At 37.5% G+C, this 16790-nt stretch carries 18 protein-coding genes; 9 read left to right on the forward strand and 9 right to left on the reverse strand.

The genetic code is table 11. The features are described from left to right. From H7U19_RS03725 to H7U19_RS03750, 6 genes are all read left to right on the forward strand, one after another. Nucleotides 1-1742 (forward strand): T9SS type B sorting domain-containing protein (locus H7U19_RS03725; RefSeq protein ID WP_186558984.1); only part of this gene is annotated, 1742 nt, incomplete at its 5' end. A gap of 29 nt (nt 1743-1771) precedes the next feature. Continuing rightward, nucleotides 1772-2698 carry a PorP/SprF family type IX secretion system membrane protein gene (locus H7U19_RS03730; RefSeq protein WP_186558986.1) on the forward strand — a complete coding sequence of 309 codons (927 nt, stop codon included), beginning with the start codon at nt 1772-1774 and terminating at the stop codon, nt 2696-2698. Nucleotides 2699-2710: 12 nt separating this feature from the next. Further along, a complete protein-coding gene (locus H7U19_RS03735; RefSeq protein WP_186558988.1) occupies nt 2711-4618 on the forward strand; it encodes an OmpA family protein in 1908 nt (635 codons plus the stop codon). A gap of 109 nt (nt 4619-4727) precedes the next feature. Then, nucleotides 4728-5255 (forward strand): isopentenyl-diphosphate Delta-isomerase, encoded by a 528-nt coding sequence (gene idi, locus H7U19_RS03740; RefSeq protein WP_186558989.1) that lies wholly within the window; start codon nt 4728-4730, stop codon nt 5253-5255. Next, nucleotides 5252-5662, forward strand: coding sequence for a 6-pyruvoyl trahydropterin synthase family protein (locus H7U19_RS03745; protein WP_186558991.1), 411 nt, complete (start codon nt 5252-5254; stop codon nt 5660-5662). The genes idi and H7U19_RS03745 overlap by 4 nt, the downstream gene beginning before the upstream one ends. A 170-nt stretch (nt 5663-5832) precedes the next feature. Beyond that, nucleotides 5833-6099, forward strand: a complete 267-nt coding sequence (locus H7U19_RS03750; protein WP_186558993.1) for a hypothetical protein — start codon at nt 5833-5835, stop codon at nt 6097-6099. A gap of 55 nt (nt 6100-6154) precedes the next feature. Here H7U19_RS03750 and H7U19_RS03755 read toward each other — a convergent pair whose 3' ends face one another. Both H7U19_RS03755 and H7U19_RS03760 read right to left on the reverse strand, forming a co-directional pair. Continuing rightward, nucleotides 6155-6850 (reverse strand): DUF4369 domain-containing protein, encoded by a 696-nt coding sequence (locus H7U19_RS03755; protein ID WP_186558995.1) that lies wholly within the window; start codon nt 6848-6850, stop codon nt 6155-6157. A gap of 50 nt (nt 6851-6900) precedes the next feature. Further along, entirely contained in the window at nt 6901-8205 is a 1305-nt protein-coding gene (locus H7U19_RS03760) for a DUF819 family protein (RefSeq protein WP_186558997.1), read from the reverse strand. Nucleotides 8206-8731: 526 nt separating this feature from the next. Here H7U19_RS03760 and H7U19_RS03765 point away from each other — a divergent pair. Next, a complete protein-coding gene (locus H7U19_RS03765) occupies nt 8732-9397 on the forward strand; it encodes a M15 family metallopeptidase (protein WP_186558999.1) in 666 nt (221 codons plus the stop codon). 60 nt (nt 9398-9457) lie between these two features. Here H7U19_RS03765 and H7U19_RS03770 read toward each other — a convergent pair whose 3' ends face one another. Then, complete coding sequence (locus H7U19_RS03770; protein ID WP_222597370.1) at nt 9458-9796, reverse strand: DUF6249 domain-containing protein; 339 nt, start codon at nt 9794-9796, stop codon at nt 9458-9460. A gap of 128 nt (nt 9797-9924) precedes the next feature. On the opposite strand from H7U19_RS03770, the gene H7U19_RS03775 reads away from it, so the two are divergent. Both H7U19_RS03775 and H7U19_RS03780 read left to right on the forward strand, forming a co-directional pair. Next, nucleotides 9925-10512 (forward strand): RNA polymerase sigma factor, encoded by a 588-nt coding sequence (locus H7U19_RS03775; RefSeq protein WP_186559001.1) that lies wholly within the window; start codon nt 9925-9927, stop codon nt 10510-10512. Continuing rightward, nucleotides 10493-10906: a hypothetical protein gene (locus H7U19_RS03780; protein ID WP_186559003.1), complete on the forward strand. Its 414-nt coding sequence runs from the start codon at nt 10493-10495 to the stop codon at nt 10904-10906. Before H7U19_RS03775 ends, H7U19_RS03780 begins: the two co-directional genes overlap by 20 nt. Before the next feature lie 9 nt (nt 10907-10915). Here H7U19_RS03780 and H7U19_RS03785 read toward each other — a convergent pair whose 3' ends face one another. The 6 genes from H7U19_RS03785 to H7U19_RS03810 all read right to left on the reverse strand — a co-directional run bounded on the left by H7U19_RS03785 (nt 10916) and on the right by H7U19_RS03810 (nt 16607). Then, nucleotides 10916-11422, reverse strand: coding sequence for a cupin domain-containing protein (locus H7U19_RS03785; protein WP_186559004.1), 507 nt, complete (start codon nt 11420-11422; stop codon nt 10916-10918). 161 nt (nt 11423-11583) lie between these two features. Next, nucleotides 11584-12738 (reverse strand): iron-containing alcohol dehydrogenase, encoded by a 1155-nt coding sequence (locus H7U19_RS03790; RefSeq protein WP_186559005.1) that lies wholly within the window; start codon nt 12736-12738, stop codon nt 11584-11586. A 277-nt stretch (nt 12739-13015) separates the two neighbouring features. Beyond that, nucleotides 13016-13654, reverse strand: a complete 639-nt coding sequence (locus tag H7U19_RS03795) for an MOSC domain-containing protein (RefSeq protein ID WP_186559006.1) — start codon at nt 13652-13654, stop codon at nt 13016-13018. Between the two features lie 120 nt (nt 13655-13774). Further along, the gene (locus tag H7U19_RS03800; RefSeq protein WP_186559007.1) at nt 13775-14830 is read right to left on the reverse strand and encodes a DUF3179 domain-containing (seleno)protein; all 1056 of its coding nucleotides are present in this window, start codon (nt 14828-14830) and stop codon (nt 13775-13777) included. A gap of 11 nt (nt 14831-14841) precedes the next feature. After that, entirely contained in the window at nt 14842-15429 is a 588-nt protein-coding gene (locus H7U19_RS03805) for a TetR family transcriptional regulator (protein WP_186559008.1), read from the reverse strand. Between the two features lie 509 nt (nt 15430-15938). Next, nucleotides 15939-16607 (reverse strand): hypothetical protein, encoded by a 669-nt coding sequence (locus H7U19_RS03810; RefSeq protein WP_186559009.1) that lies wholly within the window; start codon nt 16605-16607, stop codon nt 15939-15941. Nucleotides 16608-16790 lie beyond the last annotated feature (183 nt).

The following is a 16790-nucleotide window of genomic DNA, read 5'->3' on the forward strand; positions in this document are numbered from 1 at the left end:
GTGATCCGAACGACCCCTGCGATCCGATAGGAATAGATACAACCGACAGTGATGGCGATGGCTTGACCGACTGCGAGGAAACGACAGGAATCGATGACCCGAGCACACCGGACGATCCAACGACCTTTCCAGGTGGACCGACGAGTGATCCTAACGATCCCTGTGATCCGATTGGCATCGATACAACTGACAGTGATGGCGATGGCTTGACCGACTGCGAGGAAACGACAGGAATCGATGACCCGAGTACACCGGACGATCCAACGACCTTCCCAGGCGGACCGACGAGTGATCCGAACGACCCCTGCGATCCGATAGGAATAGATACAACCGACAGTGATGGCGATGGCCTAACGGACTGTGAGGAGACCACTGGAATCGATGACCCGAGCACACCGGACGATCCAACGGCTTTCCCGGGCGGACCAACAAGTGATCCGAACGACCCCTGCGATCCGATAGGAATAGATACAACCGATAGTGATGGCGATGGCTTGACCGACTGCGAGGAAACGACAGGAATCGATGACCCAAGTACACCGGATGATCCAACGACTTTCCCGGGCGGACCAACAAGTGATCCGAACGACCCCTGCGATCCGATAGGAATAGATACAACCGACAGTGATGGCGATGGCTTGACCGACTGCGAGGAAACGACAGGAATCGATGACCCGAGTACACCGGACGATCCAACGACTTTCCCGGGTGGGCCAACCAGTGATCCGAACGACCCCTGCGATCCGATAGGAATAGATACAACCGATAGTGATGGCGATGGCTTGACCGACTGCGAGGAAACGACGGGAATCGATGACCCAAGCACACCGGACGATCCAACGACTTTCCCGGGCGGACCGACGAGTGATCCGAACGATCCCTGCGATCCGATAGGAATAGATACAACCGATAGTGATGGCGATGGCCTAACGGACTGCGAGGAAACGACAGGAATCGATGACCCGAGCACACCGGACGATCCAACGACTTTCCCGGGTGGGCCAACCAGTGATCCGAACGACCCCTGCGATCCCATTACAACGGGATGCCAAGCGTCTATGGAAGTTACTAAGATTGCCGAGGTATCGGGTACGGATGTAGGAGATATAATTAGATATACTATTGAAGTTGAAAATACCGGAGATATTCTTTTAACTAATGTGTTATTGGAAGATATATTTCTTGATGCTAATGGTAACGCAATTTCTTTAACGGAGGATCCAATATTTGTTGGTGCGGATTTAGGAAGTACCGCAGGAACACTTCTTGCTGGTGAGACTGCCGAATATACAGCAAGCTTTACTATTACACAACCAGTTATAAATGCTGGAGGGGTAAGTAATAGTGTCATTGCTACTGCGCTCACAACGTCTTCGGGTACCGTTACCGATACAAGTGATGATGGCGATGATTTGGATGGAAATACATCCGACGATCCTACGTTTACAGAACTTGGGTGTTTATTAGTCTTCAACGAATTTTCACCAAATGGAGATGGCGATAATGATACTTTGGTTATCAATTGTATCGATAATTATCCTAACAATAATTTGGAAGTTTATAACAGATGGGGGAATATTGTTTATGAGAAGCGTGGCTATAGTAATGATTGGGATGGTACTTCAAATGGACGTTCAACGCTTAAAGTAGATGAAAAACTACCGGAGGGAACATATTATTATGTGTTGGACTTTGGAGATGGTTCTAAACCAAAAGTGGGATGGTTATACATAAACAGATAATTTAAGGTAAACAGCTAAAAAATTAAAAAATGATACAGAAATCATCATATATCAAAAGATTAATTTTAGTAGTGTTTACTGCACTATTAGGTATAGAAACTCAAGCACAACAGGACCCTCAGTTTACACATTATATGTATAACACCATGAGCGTGAATTCTGCATATGCTGGACAAAGAGACGTATTAAGTGCAACGGCTTTGTACAGGACCCAATGGGTTGGTATAGACGGTGCACCTGAAACAATAACTTTTGGAATTCATACTCCGCTTAGGAACGATCGTTTAGGCCTTGGTTTAAATGTTGTTAGCGATAAGCTAGGACCTGCTTCAGAAACAACTATTGATGCAAACTTTTCATATACCATTCCTCTCAATACTGATTTAGAATTGTCCTTTGGTGTGAAAGGTGGACTACATGTTCTGGATGCCGATTGGAGCAAGGGTCGTTTTCAAAACCCCGACAGAGTGTTTAACGATAATATTAATCTGATTTCTCCAACCTTAGGTGTTGGCGCATATTTACATTCAGATAAATGGTACTTAGGTCTGTCTGTCCCTAATATGTTAACAACCAAGCATTACGATGATTTTCAAGAGTCCATTGCCACCGAGCGACTGCATTTTTTCCTGATAGGTGGGTATGTGTTCGATTTAAGCGAAAACACCAAGCTAAAACCGGCCTTTTTAGTTAAGGCAGTAGAGGGTGCTCCCCTGATTGCAGATTTGTCCGCTAACGTATTGTTCAATGATAAGTTTACTTTAGGATTGGCTTACAGGTGGGATGATTCCGTTAGTGGCTTGGTAGGTTTTCAAGTGGATAAAAGCCTATTTGTAGGGTATTCCTATGATGCTACAACTACCGCTTTAAACAACTATAATAGCGGGACCCACGAAATTATGTTACGATTTGAATTACAGCAGATTGGTAAAATTTTATCCCCAAGATTCTTCTAAAAGACAATAGATATGAAACATAGAATATATATACTTTCAATACTTTTTGCTTTAGTTTTTAATAGTTCTTTTTCGCAAAAGGGAAAAGCTTCAAAAGCCATTAAAGCTTATGAAAAATTGTCTTATGTAGCCTCAAGAAGCGATTTGTTGGAATTGGCAAGTAAAGAAAACGCCTCTCCGGAGGTGATTGAAAAGTTGGCGAATACCTTTTATTTGAATAGTGAAATGGTAGATGCTTCAAAATGGTACGATAGCTTGATAGCATTGAGCCCTGAAACCCATCCTGAAAATTATTTTAGATTTGGTATGGCTTTGAAAGCACAGGAAAAATATGATGAAGCAGAGGGGGTTTTGGTAAAGTTTGCCCTAATGCAACCAGAGGATTCCCGGGCAAAAGCAATTTTAAATGCCCCAAATTATCTAAGGGACATTGAAAATAACTCAAAAGATTATGAATTGAGAAATCTGAATATCAACACTGAGTTTTCAGATTTTGGAGCTTCAATATATAATGGAAATTTAATATTTGCTTCATCTAGAGATGTAAATGAAAAAATATATGGTTGGAACGCCCAACCGTTTTTGGATATATTCAAAATAGATTCCATCGGTAATGTAACGGAAGTTTTAGGAAAAATCAACACGAAATATCATGAATCTTCCACTGCATTTACTAAGGATGGGAAGACTGTATACTTCACAAGAAATAATTATTTCAAAAAAAGGTTCAAAAAGAATAGTGAGGACACCCATGCTTTAAAAATATACAAAGCCACTTTGGCGGACGGGATTTGGACCAATATAGAATCTTTACCCTTTAACAGTGATGAATATAGTGTGGCGCATCCAGCGCTAAGTGTTGAGGAGGACAAGTTATATTTTGCTTCGGATATGCCCGGTACTTTTGGAAGCTCCGATATTTTTGTAGTTGATATCAATGATGATGGGACCTACGGCAAGGTTGTAAATTTAGGGCCGAATATAAATACCGAGGGCAGGGAGAATTTTCCTTTTATAAGTGACAAAGGGATGCTTTATTTTTCATCTGATGGCCATGTGGGGCTTGGCGGATTGGATGTGTTTAAGATTGATGTTGAGCATATTTATACTGGAACAGGTGTAAAAAATTTGGCGAAGCCGATTAACAGCCCGAAAGACGATTTTAGTTTTGTAATTGATGAAGCTTCTGGAAAAGGATATATTTCATCCAATAGGAAAGGAGGAAAGGGTGATGATGATATTTATAGTTTTGAAATGCCGGAATGTACCTTTAACGTGTCGGGAACGGTAATAGATAAAAGGACTAAGGAAATTTTACCAAATACCAAAGTTATCCTGTCAGACACCAATAATAATATCATAGAATCCAGGGTGAGTGACGGTTCTGGTAAGTTCGCTTTTACTATGGGATGTAACGATGCTACCTATATCGTTGAAGGCAAAAAGGAAAATTATAATGACGATTTTATTGATTTTTCGGTAGACGCTGAGGATATAACTACTTTAAAATTAGAATTAAAATTAGAGCCGAAAGTAGCCGAAGTGGGGACAGACTTGTTTAAGCTATTGAACCTAAACCCTATTTATTTTGACTATGACAAATCTTTTATCCGTCCTGATGCGGAAATTGAACTCGCAAAAATTATAAATTACATGAAGCAGTATCCCAATGTAAAGGTGGATGTGCGCTCGCATACGGACTCACGAGGGCGCGATGCCTATAATTTTGCTTTGTCCAATAGAAGAAACAAATCTACCATAGCATATATTATAAATAATGGAGGCATTTCGGCAAACAGATTATCCGGTAAAGGTTATGGGGAAACACAGCTTACGAACCATTGTTCAAATGGCGTAAAATGTTCCAAAGAAGAGCATCAGGCCAATAGGCGAAGCGAATTCATCGTTGTAGAAAACTAATACGCTAACCATCAACTTCAAAGGCATCTAAATTTATTTTAGGTGCTTTTTTTATTTCTTAAAACTAGGTGCAAAACAAGTGATTTTTTGTTCGTATTTTTGTTTACCTATGGAAGAAGAAAAAGTAATTCTTGTTAATGAACAAGATGAGCAGATTGGTTTAATGCCTAAGATGGAAGCCCATGAAAAAGCCATATTGCACCGTGCATTTTCTGTTTTTATTTTTAATGATAACAATGAATTGATGTTGCAACAAAGGGCTTTGGATAAATACCATTCACCTGGGCTTTGGACTAACACCTGCTGTAGCCATCAAAGGGATGGGGAGAGCAATATTGAGGCAGGAAAACGAAGATTGCAGGAGGAGATGGGTTTTGTAACGGATTTGGAGGAGTCCATTTCTTTTATCTACAAAGCACCTTTCGACAACGGTTTGACCGAACACGAATATGACCACGTTTTGTTGGGAAAGTTTAACGCAGAACCAACAATAAATGAAGAAGAAGTGGCGGATTGGAAATGGATGTCGCTAGAAGACGTAAAAGTTGATATAGCGCTAAGCCCAGAAAATTATACAGCATGGTTTAAGGTGATTTTTGAGAAATTTTACGAACATATTAATATTGGAGCCAAATGAAAGTAAAAGTGAGCAGAAAGGCCCATTTTAATGCAGCGCATCGCTTGTATCGCAAGGATTGGGATTTTAAAAAAAACGATGCGGTTTTTGGGAAATGCAACAATCCTAACTTTCATGGGCATAATTATGAACTGATTGTAAGTGTTACTGGAAAAATTGATCCTGACACCGGCTATGTGATAGATATGAAAGTGTTAAAAGATATCATAAAAGCAGAGGTGGAAGAGGCTTTTGATCATAAAAATTTAAATTTGGAAGTTCCAGAATTCAAGGATTTGAATCCGACAGCTGAAAACATTGCTGTGGTGATTTATAACAAGATCAAGCCTAAGTTGGACAACAAACTAGAGCTCGAAATTACACTTTACGAAACACCAAGGAATTTCGTAACCTATTTCGGAGAATAAGTTGCTTTAGGGCTAAGGTCATATCGTTTCTTATTAATGTCCACTTTCCTTGAAAATTCTCTATTTTCTTTCTTAACAAATGTTCATAACTCGTTTATTAATCATAAAGTTATAGGAATATTCATGTAGATTAATTATATAAATTTGTTAGAAACCTAAATAAAAAAGAAATGGCGAGTGTAAGAGATTTAAAGAAAGATATCAATTTTGTGTTGGGCGATATCATCGAAGCGGTATACGTTTGGGAATACCAAAATACGGATAAGGACACCAAAAAGAGTGAAGCGATAATCGATGAGGCTATCGAAGTTTTTGACGAATTAATCGCTAAGGTAAATGACAGAAAGGTTGAGAACAAAAGAGCACACTTTAAAGCAATAAATAAGGAACTTGAAGAAAAAGGCAAGGCGCTTATTGATAAAGTTAATAAGCTTTAAAACATAAACACTTTTTATTATATACACTTCAAAACATCTGTTTTGAGGTGTTTTTTTATTCTTTTGCTTTTATTTCAGTAATAAAATCCTGAAGTCTTTTGCCATATTTAGAAGCTTTTATTTCAGGGGTCAGTGAATTATTGATGGTATCCAGCCACTTTACTTTAGCATTGTAAATTTCAGAAAGCGCCAAGAAGGGAGCCACTTCACTATCCCTATGGTTTAAAGCAAAGTTTACAGTTTGAAGATATCCACTTTTTATAATGTTTTGACGCAGTTTGGCAATTGAATCTGCCTTTAGTGAATCTCCCTCTTTTTGTGCTTCAAAGCTCTCCTTTATCAAGTCTAGGTTGCGATTGTTTAATCTGGACATCAATTTTTTGTAGTCTTCATAAATTTTTTGATGTTCTGAACCTTTGATTTCGGCATCGCCCACAAAGTTTTTTAAAGTAGTGCTAATTTCCACAGTACCCTTGTCAGCAAAAAACTCAATGCGATCCTCTTCTTTCGAATTTTTGTCCAAATAGATATAGAATAAATCCGGCTCCTCCAAATCACTGTAAAGTTCAAATTTGGAGTTGCCATTCACCTGAACGGAATCCACTGTGACTAATAATGTGTCAATGATTCGTTTTAAGTAAACGGTGCCTTTTTTTAACCCATCAATATTGGCCTTTACAATTAAATGAGAATTTGATTTTGAGCAGGAAAACCCCAAAACAAACAAAATTAAGACTAGAAATTTCTTCATCAGAATTCAAAATTAACGTGGGCAAATATCATATAAATATTAGTGAAATGCTAACCGCCAGAGGCAATTTTCATAAGTTCGGCGCATAGCATGGCACCGTAAGTACCCACCACGTAACCGAATACGGCTAAAAGCACACCAACCGTGGCCAGTGACGGGTGAAATGCAGCCGCAACAACTGGGGCTGAAGCGGCTCCGCCAATATTGGCTTTACTGCCTATGGCCAAAAAGAAATAGGGCGCCTTAATGACTTTAGCCACTAAAACTAATAGTGCTACGTGGATGGCCATCCAAACCAATCCAACAAAAATTAATCCGGGGTTATCTGCAATTCTGGTCAAATCCATTTTCATTCCTATACTTGCCACGAGAATATAAATAAAAACGCTTCCAATTTTACTTGCACCAGCACCTTCGTAAGTTTTGAATTTGGTGAAAGACAGGAAAATGCCAATAGCGGTAGCCAAGGTAATCATCCAGAAGAATTGACTTCCGAAAGAGGATAGTGCGGAGGATTTGTCCCTTACTGCTTCAAAATTATTGGTCAAGAAATCGGAAATATTATTAGCTCCAAAATGTGATAAGCCAACTACGGTAAAGGCAATGCCCAAAATTACCATAAAATCACTGAGCGTGGGATTCTTTGAAATTTTAGCGGCATACGTAGAAACCCGTTCTTTTAAGGTTTCTATGGCGCTATTATCTGCCTTTAGCCAGTTATCAATTTTATCAGATTTACCAATACCCAATAGCAGGATAGCCATCCAAATATTAGCCACCACAATATCGACAATTACCATGCCTGCGTAATTATCTGTATTGTACCCATAAATTTCCAGCATGGCGGCCTGATTTGCACCGCCGCCAATCCAACTACCGGCTAATGTGGCTAGTCCACGCCATACTGCATCGGGGCCAGCACCTCCAACCGTTTCAGGAGATACCATCGAAATCAATAGAATAGCCAAGGGACCTCCAATAATAACGCCGGCTGTCCCCGTTAAAAACATGATCAGTGCTTTTGGCCCAAGATTAAATATAGCCTTCAAATCAATACTCAAGGTCATCAATACCAAGGCAGCGGGCAACAAAAACCTACTGGCGATGTAGTAAATTTGGGAATGATGTTCGATAACTTCACCAGAAGCATTAGTAGTTGTCCACTCTGGGGCAATGATCCCAAAAGTTGTTAGTGCCCCGGGCAGCATATATGCCATCAGCAAGGCAGGTATGTATTTATAGAATTTTTTCCAAAAGCGGTGCGAGCTGGACGAAGTATAGAATACAAAACCTAATGTCAACATTACCAGCCCAAAGGCGATGGTGTCTTTGATAAATATTTGTGCTTCCATCATTTTTTAGATTTAAAAAACCTAAGATAAATAAAATTTGAAAAGTAGTATTTTGAGTTTGGCACGATGCTTGTTTATTGTTAAACGATTACACTTCTAATGATATAGTTTAAGGAGTGGTTACTTTAAACTTAAGAAATGTAATTTCATATTTTGGTTGGTTAGTTAGAAAAAAAGCACCCATATCGGGTGCTTTTTTATGTCTCATAGCTAAAGCAAAACATGCATTTCATCGATGAAACAATCATATTCGACGAAGTGTGTTAAAGAAACACGTATTTCATCGATTTTTTATGTTTTTTATCGTTGCAATTCAAATACGTTTTTATATTTGACTCGTACTAAATAACACACTTTTTAGTTCAATGGATTAATTAATTAATATTTGCGTTATGTTGTTGATGTGGAGACCCCAAATCTAGCACATAATATAAAAGCAAATTAAGAAAAGACCGAGTTTGAGGGAACTCGGTTTTTTTGTGGACTAAACTTTAGCACCTCTTTTTTTTTTAAATTAGCTTTCTACTTTATGAAGGCATTTTTATATAGTTTAACATTCTTTCTCTGCAGTTTGATTCATGCGCAGTTACCCGATGGCTTTGTTTATGTAAATGATGAAATTCCAGATGTTTTAGTGGAATTAAAGTATTACAGCGCAAATAATTTTGTAGGAGAACCTGTTGACGGTTATCATAATAACTGTTTGATTTTGACCAAAGCAACTGTTGATGCTCTAAAAAAAGTACAGGCAGAGTTGAAACAGAAAAACCTATGCATAAAGGTATTCGACGGTTATCGCCCCCAGCGTGCCGTAAACCATTTTATACGATGGGCAAAGGATTTGAAAGACACAATTAACAAAACAAGATTTTATCCAGACATTCTAAAAAGAAATCTATTCAAGGCTGGTTATATATCTTCTCATTCAGGCCACTCCAAAGGGAGTACGGTGGATATTACCATTGCCAACTGTGAGACAAAGGCTGAATTGGATATGGGTAGTATTTTTGATTTTTTTGGGGAACGGTCTTGGGTGAGTTACGAAAATATTTCTGAGGAGCAGAAAAAGAACCGTCAATTGCTTCAAACGGTTATGCTGAAATATGGCTTTAGAAATTACCCAAAGGAATGGTGGCACTTTACCTTGCGTTTTGAGCCTTTTCCCAATACTTATTTTGATTTTCCCGTGGAATAAAAAAAACCTGCTCGTTTTGTTAGAACAGGTTTCATTTTTTTGATTGATGAAGATCCATGCTTACGATTTATCTAAATCCTTACTCATTTTAAACCCAATGAATAGTGCTATTCCGGCCGTCAGGAAGATGGAGCCTGGGTAAACAGCTTCGCCTAAATTAGTGTATTCATCAAGGATTGAGGCGATAAAAACACCAAGTCCAATTCCCATTAATAAAATCGAAAGGTTGAGTAAAATGACTTTCCACATGGGCGTTCTGTTGCTTATGCCTTTCATAAAAATACTCGCATCCGCCCCTTTTTCAATCAGTGCTAAGCGCTCTTTATTTCTGGTTGACAGAAATAGATAGACTACTCCGAACATGGCGGCGAATAAACTAAGTGGGATTAAGATTTCCATAATTATTTCGTTTTAATTGATTAATTTATTGTTTGTGCTTATGACGAGACACTTTAAGCTTTGGTTACAACTTTTTTTATTTTTTTCTGGATGTAACCTTTCTTTATAAATTGTCGTCTTACGTAAAAATGACCATCAACGACCAACATTATATAGATTTGACCATTGCAGGCGATACCACCGCATTCTCAATACTGGTGGAACGCTATAAAGATTTGGTGTTTACTTTGTGCCTTCGGATGCTTAAAAACAGAGAGGAAGCAGAGGAAGTTGCCCAAGATACGTTTGTAAAAGCATATAAATCGTTAAATAAATTCAAGGGAAATTCGAAATTTTCAACATGGATATACAAAGTGTGCTACAACTCTTGTTTGGATAATTTAAAGAAGAATAGGAAGTATTTGAATAATATACCCATTAACGAATATACGACACATGAGGTGAAAACAATCGGCAATGCATTAGACGATCTGGAACAGCAGGAACGTAATAAGTCCATTCAGGATTGTATCGGATTATTGCCGAATGAAGATGCATTTTTATTGACCCTATATTATTTTGAAGAATTATCTTTAGACGAGATATCGAAAGTTTTGGGCCTAAAGACAAATCATATCAAAGTGAAACTATTTAGAAGCCGAAAAAAGTTGGCTCATATTTTAAGAAAGAAATTGGATCCAGAAATATTGGAAAGTTATGAAAGCGCAGGAGAATAAACATTTAGATAAGCTAGCAAAACGGATTATTAAGGAGGGTGCATTGGAATCTCCATCTTTAAACTTTGTGGATAATGTAATGCTTCAGGTTGATGAACTATCCGTAACCAAGGCCACAACTTATAAACCGTTAATCTCCGGGAAAACTTGGGTGGGCATATTAATTACCATAGCCATATGTGCCATATTGATTTTTATGTTCGGTAATCCAGAGGAGGGCACAGGTTTTTTGAATAAATTTAATATTGGTGATTTTTCAGATGAGAGGTTATTTAAAAGCTTTTTTGAGGTCAATCTGTCCAAAACAGTTATTTATGCATTGGTTTTTTTCGGGATAATGCTAAGCTTTCAAATGTCTTTTTTAAAGTATTACTACGATAAAAAAGTTGAATAAAATTATGGTTTAGGTTCGGGTAAGTTTGGATATAACTTCCCTGTGTTCTGGGAACCGTTCGATCAATACATTTTGTGAAGGCATATCAAAATCACGAAAATCAAACCCTGGGGAAACCGTGCAACCTGCTAGTGCGTAACTGTCGGCTTCAATAACTTCAACTGCAAAATAATATTTGGCGGGCACTACAAATTGCGGGACACCACCTTTTTCCAAATTATTGCCAATTTCAACTTTTGAATAATCGCCTTCTTCTGAAATCATGTGAAGTAACAGCGGACTTCCCTTATAAAAATGCCACATTTCATCTTGCTTAATCCTATGGAAAGCCGAAAAAGTATCCGAAGTCAACAAAAAATAAATGGCAGTGCAATAGTTTCGATCACCGGTAAAAGTATCACCTAAATTTTCATTAGAAATTATACCGACACTACGATAGGTTTCCTTAAAATAACCACCTTCGGGGTGCGGATTTAGACCTAAAGTCTCTTTAATGTGTTGCACCTGCTCAGTCATATTTAAACCAATTTATCTACAAATACGAAGGCGTAATATACTAATTCCTAATCGACTACTATAATTAAAGAAAAAATGCCAAATACTGAAGTGAATTCAATATTTGGCATTCTAAGGGAAATGATTGTTTATTTAGAAATTTAATAAATTTCTATACAAAACTACATGGCCGCCTTGTATATAGCAATGGTGTCCTCTAGGGTTACCTCTCTTGGGTTGCCACCGGTACACACATCTGCCAGTGCATTTGTAGCCATTTCTTCAAAATCTTCCTCTTTAACCCCAAGTTCTTTTAGTCCAGCGGGTATACCCACAGATTTAGAAAGTGCTTTTATGGCCTCGATTGCGGCGTTTGCGCCCTGGGTATCGCTCATTTCTAATACGCCAACGCCCATTGCCCTAGCAACTTTTTTTAGTTTATGCGCGCAGGCAGGAATGTTAAATTGCTCAACATGAGGCAGTAAAATGGCATTAGCTACACCATGTGGCAAGTCATACATGCCGCCTAATTGGTGGGCCATGGAATGCACAAATCCCAGGCCTGCGTTTGAAAATGCTTGTCCAGCTATAAATTGACCCCAAGCCATTTTGCTCCTCGCTTCAAGGTCTTTGCCGTCAACCACCGCTTTTTCAAGACTTTGTGAAATTAATTTAATGGCTTCCAAAGCCAAGGCGTCAGACCATCCAAAGGCACCTTTGGTAACATATGTTTCTATAGCATGCGTAAGGGCGTCCATTCCTGTGGCAGCTGTTAAATCAGCAGGCTTGCCCAGCATTAGCTTAGGATCGTTTACGGCAATTGAAACTAAACAGTTTTTATCTACCATTACCATTTTGATATGGCGCTTTTCATCGGTTATAACATAATTTATCGTTACCTCGCTTGCCGTACCTGCTGTGGTATTTATAGCTATAATGGGCAAGGAAGCATGTTCTGATAAGTGAATACCTTCATAGTCTTCAATATTCCCTCCATTGGTGGCAAGGATACCGATAGCTTTACCACAATCCTGTGGGGATCCACCGCCAAGAGTCAGTATAAAATCGCAGTCATTTTCTTTTAATAACTCAAGTCCGTCATTTACATTTTTTACAGTTGGGTTTGGGTGCACATCGTCGAACAGTACAGTTTCGATATTAGATGATTTTACCACATCCAATACAGTTTGGGCAACTCCTATTTGCACCAAAACTTTATCTGTAACAAAAAGTGCTTTTTTATACGGAAGTGTTTTTAGTTCTTCTCCTAAATCTTCTAAAGCTCCTGGGCCTATTAGGCTTAACGGTGGTAAATATATTCTTCTGTTTTGTAACATTTTTGTAATTATTTTTAAGATTATTTATGCAATTATTTGCTAGTACAAATGACTAAAATCTTGTGCTCTATTTTTATGATTTTTGTCACCTATCCGTCGAATCTCAAAAATGTTTTTGCCGTCCGATGTAGTGCCAGTTTTTTAAGCAAAATCTCGGGTGAATTGCCCAAGAGTTTAATGGTGGTATTATTGGAACATTGTGCGCTTTTTGAAAAAAAGATACTTAAGAAAAGGCACCATTGATGTGAAGTGGTAGGTTTGAAAGGGCTACTTAATGTTATTGCTTTAGAAAGCGTGATAAAATCTGCCTTTTACGTTTTGGAAGAGCGTCATTGTCGACAATGAGTTTTAGCAACTCGGAATTTTTTTCCAAGGCGAAAAGTTGATTGAATAGTTGCCAGGTACTGATGCTGTTCTTTGCTTTTTCGACTAATTCAATTGTGTCGTGCGCTTTTACATAACCCTCCTCCAAAATTCGCACGTAAGTACCTGAGTAGCCAAAGTCAATAAACTGTTGAAGGGCGTTTTGGTTCCCGAATTTTACGCCAAACTTAAAACAAGGCTCTCTAGGTTGTGTAACTTGTACAAGCGCATTTCCAATTTTATAGATGTCGCCAATATGAATCTCTTTTTCGTTTAATCCAGAAACCGTTAGGTTTTCACCAAACATACCGCAATTCCAATCCAGATTAGGATAAAGGTTTTTCCAATACCCATAATGCTCAGCCGAAAATAAATAACAGGCCTTAAACTCGCCACCGTGCACTTTTTTATCTGAAACTTCGTCATTTTTCACACCTTGGTGGCCTAAAAAAATGGCGTGGCTTACAGGCTTTTTGTAGATGCCCGTTGTAACTTCCTTACCATTCCAGATGATGGTGGTGGGGTTTGCTATATTGGTGGATAGGATTTTCAACTACTTCGTTTAACGACTCTCATAAAATTTGTTGCAATTTTTCAAACTAAAAGTAAGCAAAATATTAACAACTCCGAACTTGTGAATTTTTCCGAAGGAAAAATGAAGGAGTAATAAAATTTATATTTTGTTATGTGCTTTTTTCCATATTTCTGTATCCGGGTGAAATTCTTTCCATCCTAACCACCAATGCTTTTCTACGATTATTTCTTTATTCTCATTAATGTCAGAAGCAGTCAGGTAGTCACTTGTTTTATTGTACTCTAATTTGATTTTCTTAGGGCCGTAATCGTCCATAAATACATCTAAGCCTTCAATTTCCGATTTGGGATATGCTTTAGAAATACCATTGTAATCTATCCCGAATACAGTTTCTCTTACCGGTAAATCCGATAAGTCGGTAAAACCTGGAACCAATACTTTAGGAGTGATAAAATTAATTGCTTTTAACATGAATTCACGGGAAACATAGCCTTTTCTTGCCTCAATGCATTTAGTAGCAAAATAGGTTTTGGGGTACTTTTTTTTCCACTCACCAAGGGTTGTATTTTCTCCTGACACCAAGGTTAATTGACTTCCTTTCATCTTGCCATAAATACACTCTCCTGTAGCTTGTTGCCACAAGCTATGTGTCTTTGTATCATAAATAATCATATTCCTTCTCCAAACCCCTGCCACTTTAAAATACAAGTTTTCGTTATTCATTTTTGAATCAAATGCAAGTGCACTTGTACAGATTGCGCAATACGATATGAGTACTGGTTTGTCGTCAATCATATCATTGATAATATGTCTTGGGATGACCACTTCTTCTAATGGATAGGCTACTGCCAAGTGATCAATACTAATCCCTATTATTTTTGTGCTCTCAGGAAAGTTGTTCGGTATGCCTTTTTCTACTTTTTTAATTTCAGGAAAAAGGAATTTCATATCGAAAAAAAATGAAAAAAGTAATAATAGCAAGGTGATTGTACCAAACCAGATCAGGGTTATGCTAAAACTGTGGTTGTAAATCGCCAAAGCTAATAACCCTAAGGAAACGATGGTAAATAATAATCGTTTTTGTTCAAAATAAGAGAAAAACCAAAGGGCAAGTTTTACTTTTCCGAATACTGCCGTTTGCCGACCGAAAGCGATGGCTAATGCCAATAAAAGTGCTGTTATTGCCAATATCATATCATATCATATCATATATGTTTAGTTTTGCTATACTTCATTATTAGGGCAGATCTCATTAAATCCGTGGGTATAACATCGCCCATTACCAATACTTGGAACATTATTCCATCAAGGGTAGCCATCAATAGATTGGCTTCGGCTTCATCAAAATTTGAATCTATTTTTTTAAGCGCGGTTTTTAACTTATTTACTTCTCCAATGTATTTTTTTGAAATCATTTTATTAATGAAATCGAATTTCCCTGTTTGAAGCCCCATTTGAGCCATCATTCGAATAACATTCTGTTTCTTGTCAATTAACTCAAAAAAACGTTCAATCGTGCTGATGATTTGGATTTCAGCACTCTGCTCTTTATCCGAAACAATAGTATTGTCTAAAATTTTAAAAGACCTGTGAATGATTTCGGTCAGTAACTCTTCTTTTGATTTGAAATAATTGTACAGAAGTCCGTTAGAAATTTTGGCTCGTTCTGCTATTTGTCTGGTAGAAGTATTGAAATACCCCTTAGAGGAGAATAGCTTAAGTGCAACATTAAGAATGTTTTCTTTGCTTGACTCTCGTATTTCTTCAAATTGTTTTTTTGATTTTGGACTCATATCTATTAATGATTGAACGCTTGCTCAAATATAGTAAATAGTTTTTAATGAGCGATTGGTTAGTGGTGTTCTTGGATTGAAGATTTAATTGCAAACAATGTTTCCAGGGATATACGCCATTTTAATGGTTTATATCCGACCTTAAAGAAAGTTCGACATTTTAAAAGGTAATGCCAAGTTTATAAAAACCAAAAAAACCACCCTGCTCTCACAAAGTGGTTTTGGATTTATAGTGTGTCTCGTCCTAAAATAGCGTTACGCTAAACACCAAGTGTAATGAATAACAATTATACAAAGAGACACTTGTTTACCGTTCCAAGTAATGGACGCGGGGTTTGCTATGTTGGTGGAGAGGATTTTCAAGTGGTTCGTTTAACGGTCTCGTATAACCTCAGTTACGAGTTAATATGCGTTAATTTTCGGTTTGGCACAGGCTTTAGCAATTCCGAGTGGATTCGGACGTAGTCGAATCCGCCGTAATTGCGGTTATACATTGTTCTATGCAGTTTTTATAATGTTCCTGAATCTTTAATTCCATATTCAATTCGTTTGTCTTTAATCAATTTAGAAACTTTTTTTGCTAGAATAATAAATGGCACGTCATATTTATATTCCTCAGCAAACCCGATAGATTCATCAATATGATATTCAATTCGCGAATAATAAAATTGATAGATCTTTTTAACGAATAATTTTTTGTTAGAATCAGTCAAGTTACTCTTTTCAAGTTCTTCAATAAAGTATTGAATCAGATAAAGAACATATTTGAATTGATATTCAAAAGTGATATTTCCTTCTTTCCTAATTTCTAAATCTCTAGAATAAATATCAATTGGCGATTCAAAAACAGTTTTGTTGAGATTTTGGTGTATTTCTTTTTCATTGAAGCCAACTTGATAAAATTCCTTTTTAATTTCTTCATAATCATTTCTAAATCGGTCTATGTTTTGATTTTCAATTTGTTGAGTGTTTGCTTTTACTTGTTCTTGAAAAGAAATAAAAATCAAGACAGCTCCTAAAATATTCACAATTGGTGCTGTAATTCCGCCAATGGTATCTCCAATCGCACCTGACTCAGAATTGAAAGATATAATTCCACTTATTTGAGTTAGTAATGCAGGTGATACAATTACTAAAAGAAGAAGTCCGATTATTAATAATTTATATGATTTATTCACGGTTGATTGTCAAATTGCATAGAACTCGGAGATAAGCTTGCGTTTTAATGAAGTTTATCGAATGTTAAACGAAGTTCGTTATTTTTTCCGACAAATTCAATTTTAAAATTAACCAAAAAACCACCCTGCTCTCACAAAGTGGTTTTAGATTTATATAGGATGCCCAAAGGGCGTATCAACTTT

Origin of the sequence: Hyunsoonleella aquatilis (genome assembly GCF_014270105.1) — a bacterium.
GTDB classification, from domain to species: domain Bacteria; phylum Bacteroidota; class Bacteroidia; order Flavobacteriales; family Flavobacteriaceae; genus Jejuia; species Jejuia aquatilis.

Excerpts from the sequence above, each read along its gene's own strand:
- H7U19_RS03730 (WP_186558986.1), top strand. The coding sequence starts at position 1,772 with ATGATACAGAAATCATCATATATCAAAAGATTAATTTTAGTAGTGTTT.
- H7U19_RS03735 (WP_186558988.1), top strand. The coding sequence starts at position 2,711 with ATGAAACATAGAATATATATACTTTCAATACTTTTTGCTTTAGTTTTT.
- idi (WP_186558989.1), top strand. The coding sequence starts at position 4,728 with ATGGAAGAAGAAAAAGTAATTCTTGTTAATGAACAAGATGAGCAGATT.
- H7U19_RS03745 (WP_186558991.1), top strand. The coding sequence starts at position 5,252 with ATGAAAGTAAAAGTGAGCAGAAAGGCCCATTTTAATGCAGCGCATCGC.
- H7U19_RS03750 (WP_186558993.1), top strand. The coding sequence starts at position 5,833 with ATGGCGAGTGTAAGAGATTTAAAGAAAGATATCAATTTTGTGTTGGGC.
- H7U19_RS03755 (WP_186558995.1), bottom strand. The coding sequence starts at position 6,850 with ATGAAGAAATTTCTAGTCTTAATTTTGTTTGTTTTGGGGTTTTCCTGC.
- H7U19_RS03760 (WP_186558997.1), bottom strand. The coding sequence starts at position 8,205 with ATGATGGAAGCACAAATATTTATCAAAGACACCATCGCCTTTGGGCTG.
- H7U19_RS03765 (WP_186558999.1), top strand. The coding sequence starts at position 8,732 with ATGAAGGCATTTTTATATAGTTTAACATTCTTTCTCTGCAGTTTGATT.
- H7U19_RS03770 (WP_222597370.1), bottom strand. The coding sequence starts at position 9,796 with ATGGAAATCTTAATCCCACTTAGTTTATTCGCCGCCATGTTCGGAGTA.
- H7U19_RS03775 (WP_186559001.1), top strand. The coding sequence starts at position 9,925 with ATGACCATCAACGACCAACATTATATAGATTTGACCATTGCAGGCGAT.
- H7U19_RS03780 (WP_186559003.1), top strand. The coding sequence starts at position 10,493 with ATGAAAGCGCAGGAGAATAAACATTTAGATAAGCTAGCAAAACGGATT.
- H7U19_RS03785 (WP_186559004.1), bottom strand. The coding sequence starts at position 11,422 with ATGACTGAGCAGGTGCAACACATTAAAGAGACTTTAGGTCTAAATCCG.
- H7U19_RS03790 (WP_186559005.1), bottom strand. The coding sequence starts at position 12,738 with ATGTTACAAAACAGAAGAATATATTTACCACCGTTAAGCCTAATAGGC.
- H7U19_RS03800 (WP_186559007.1), bottom strand. The coding sequence starts at position 14,830 with ATGATATTGGCAATAACAGCACTTTTATTGGCATTAGCCATCGCTTTC.
- H7U19_RS03805 (WP_186559008.1), bottom strand. The coding sequence starts at position 15,429 with ATGAGTCCAAAATCAAAAAAACAATTTGAAGAAATACGAGAGTCAAGC.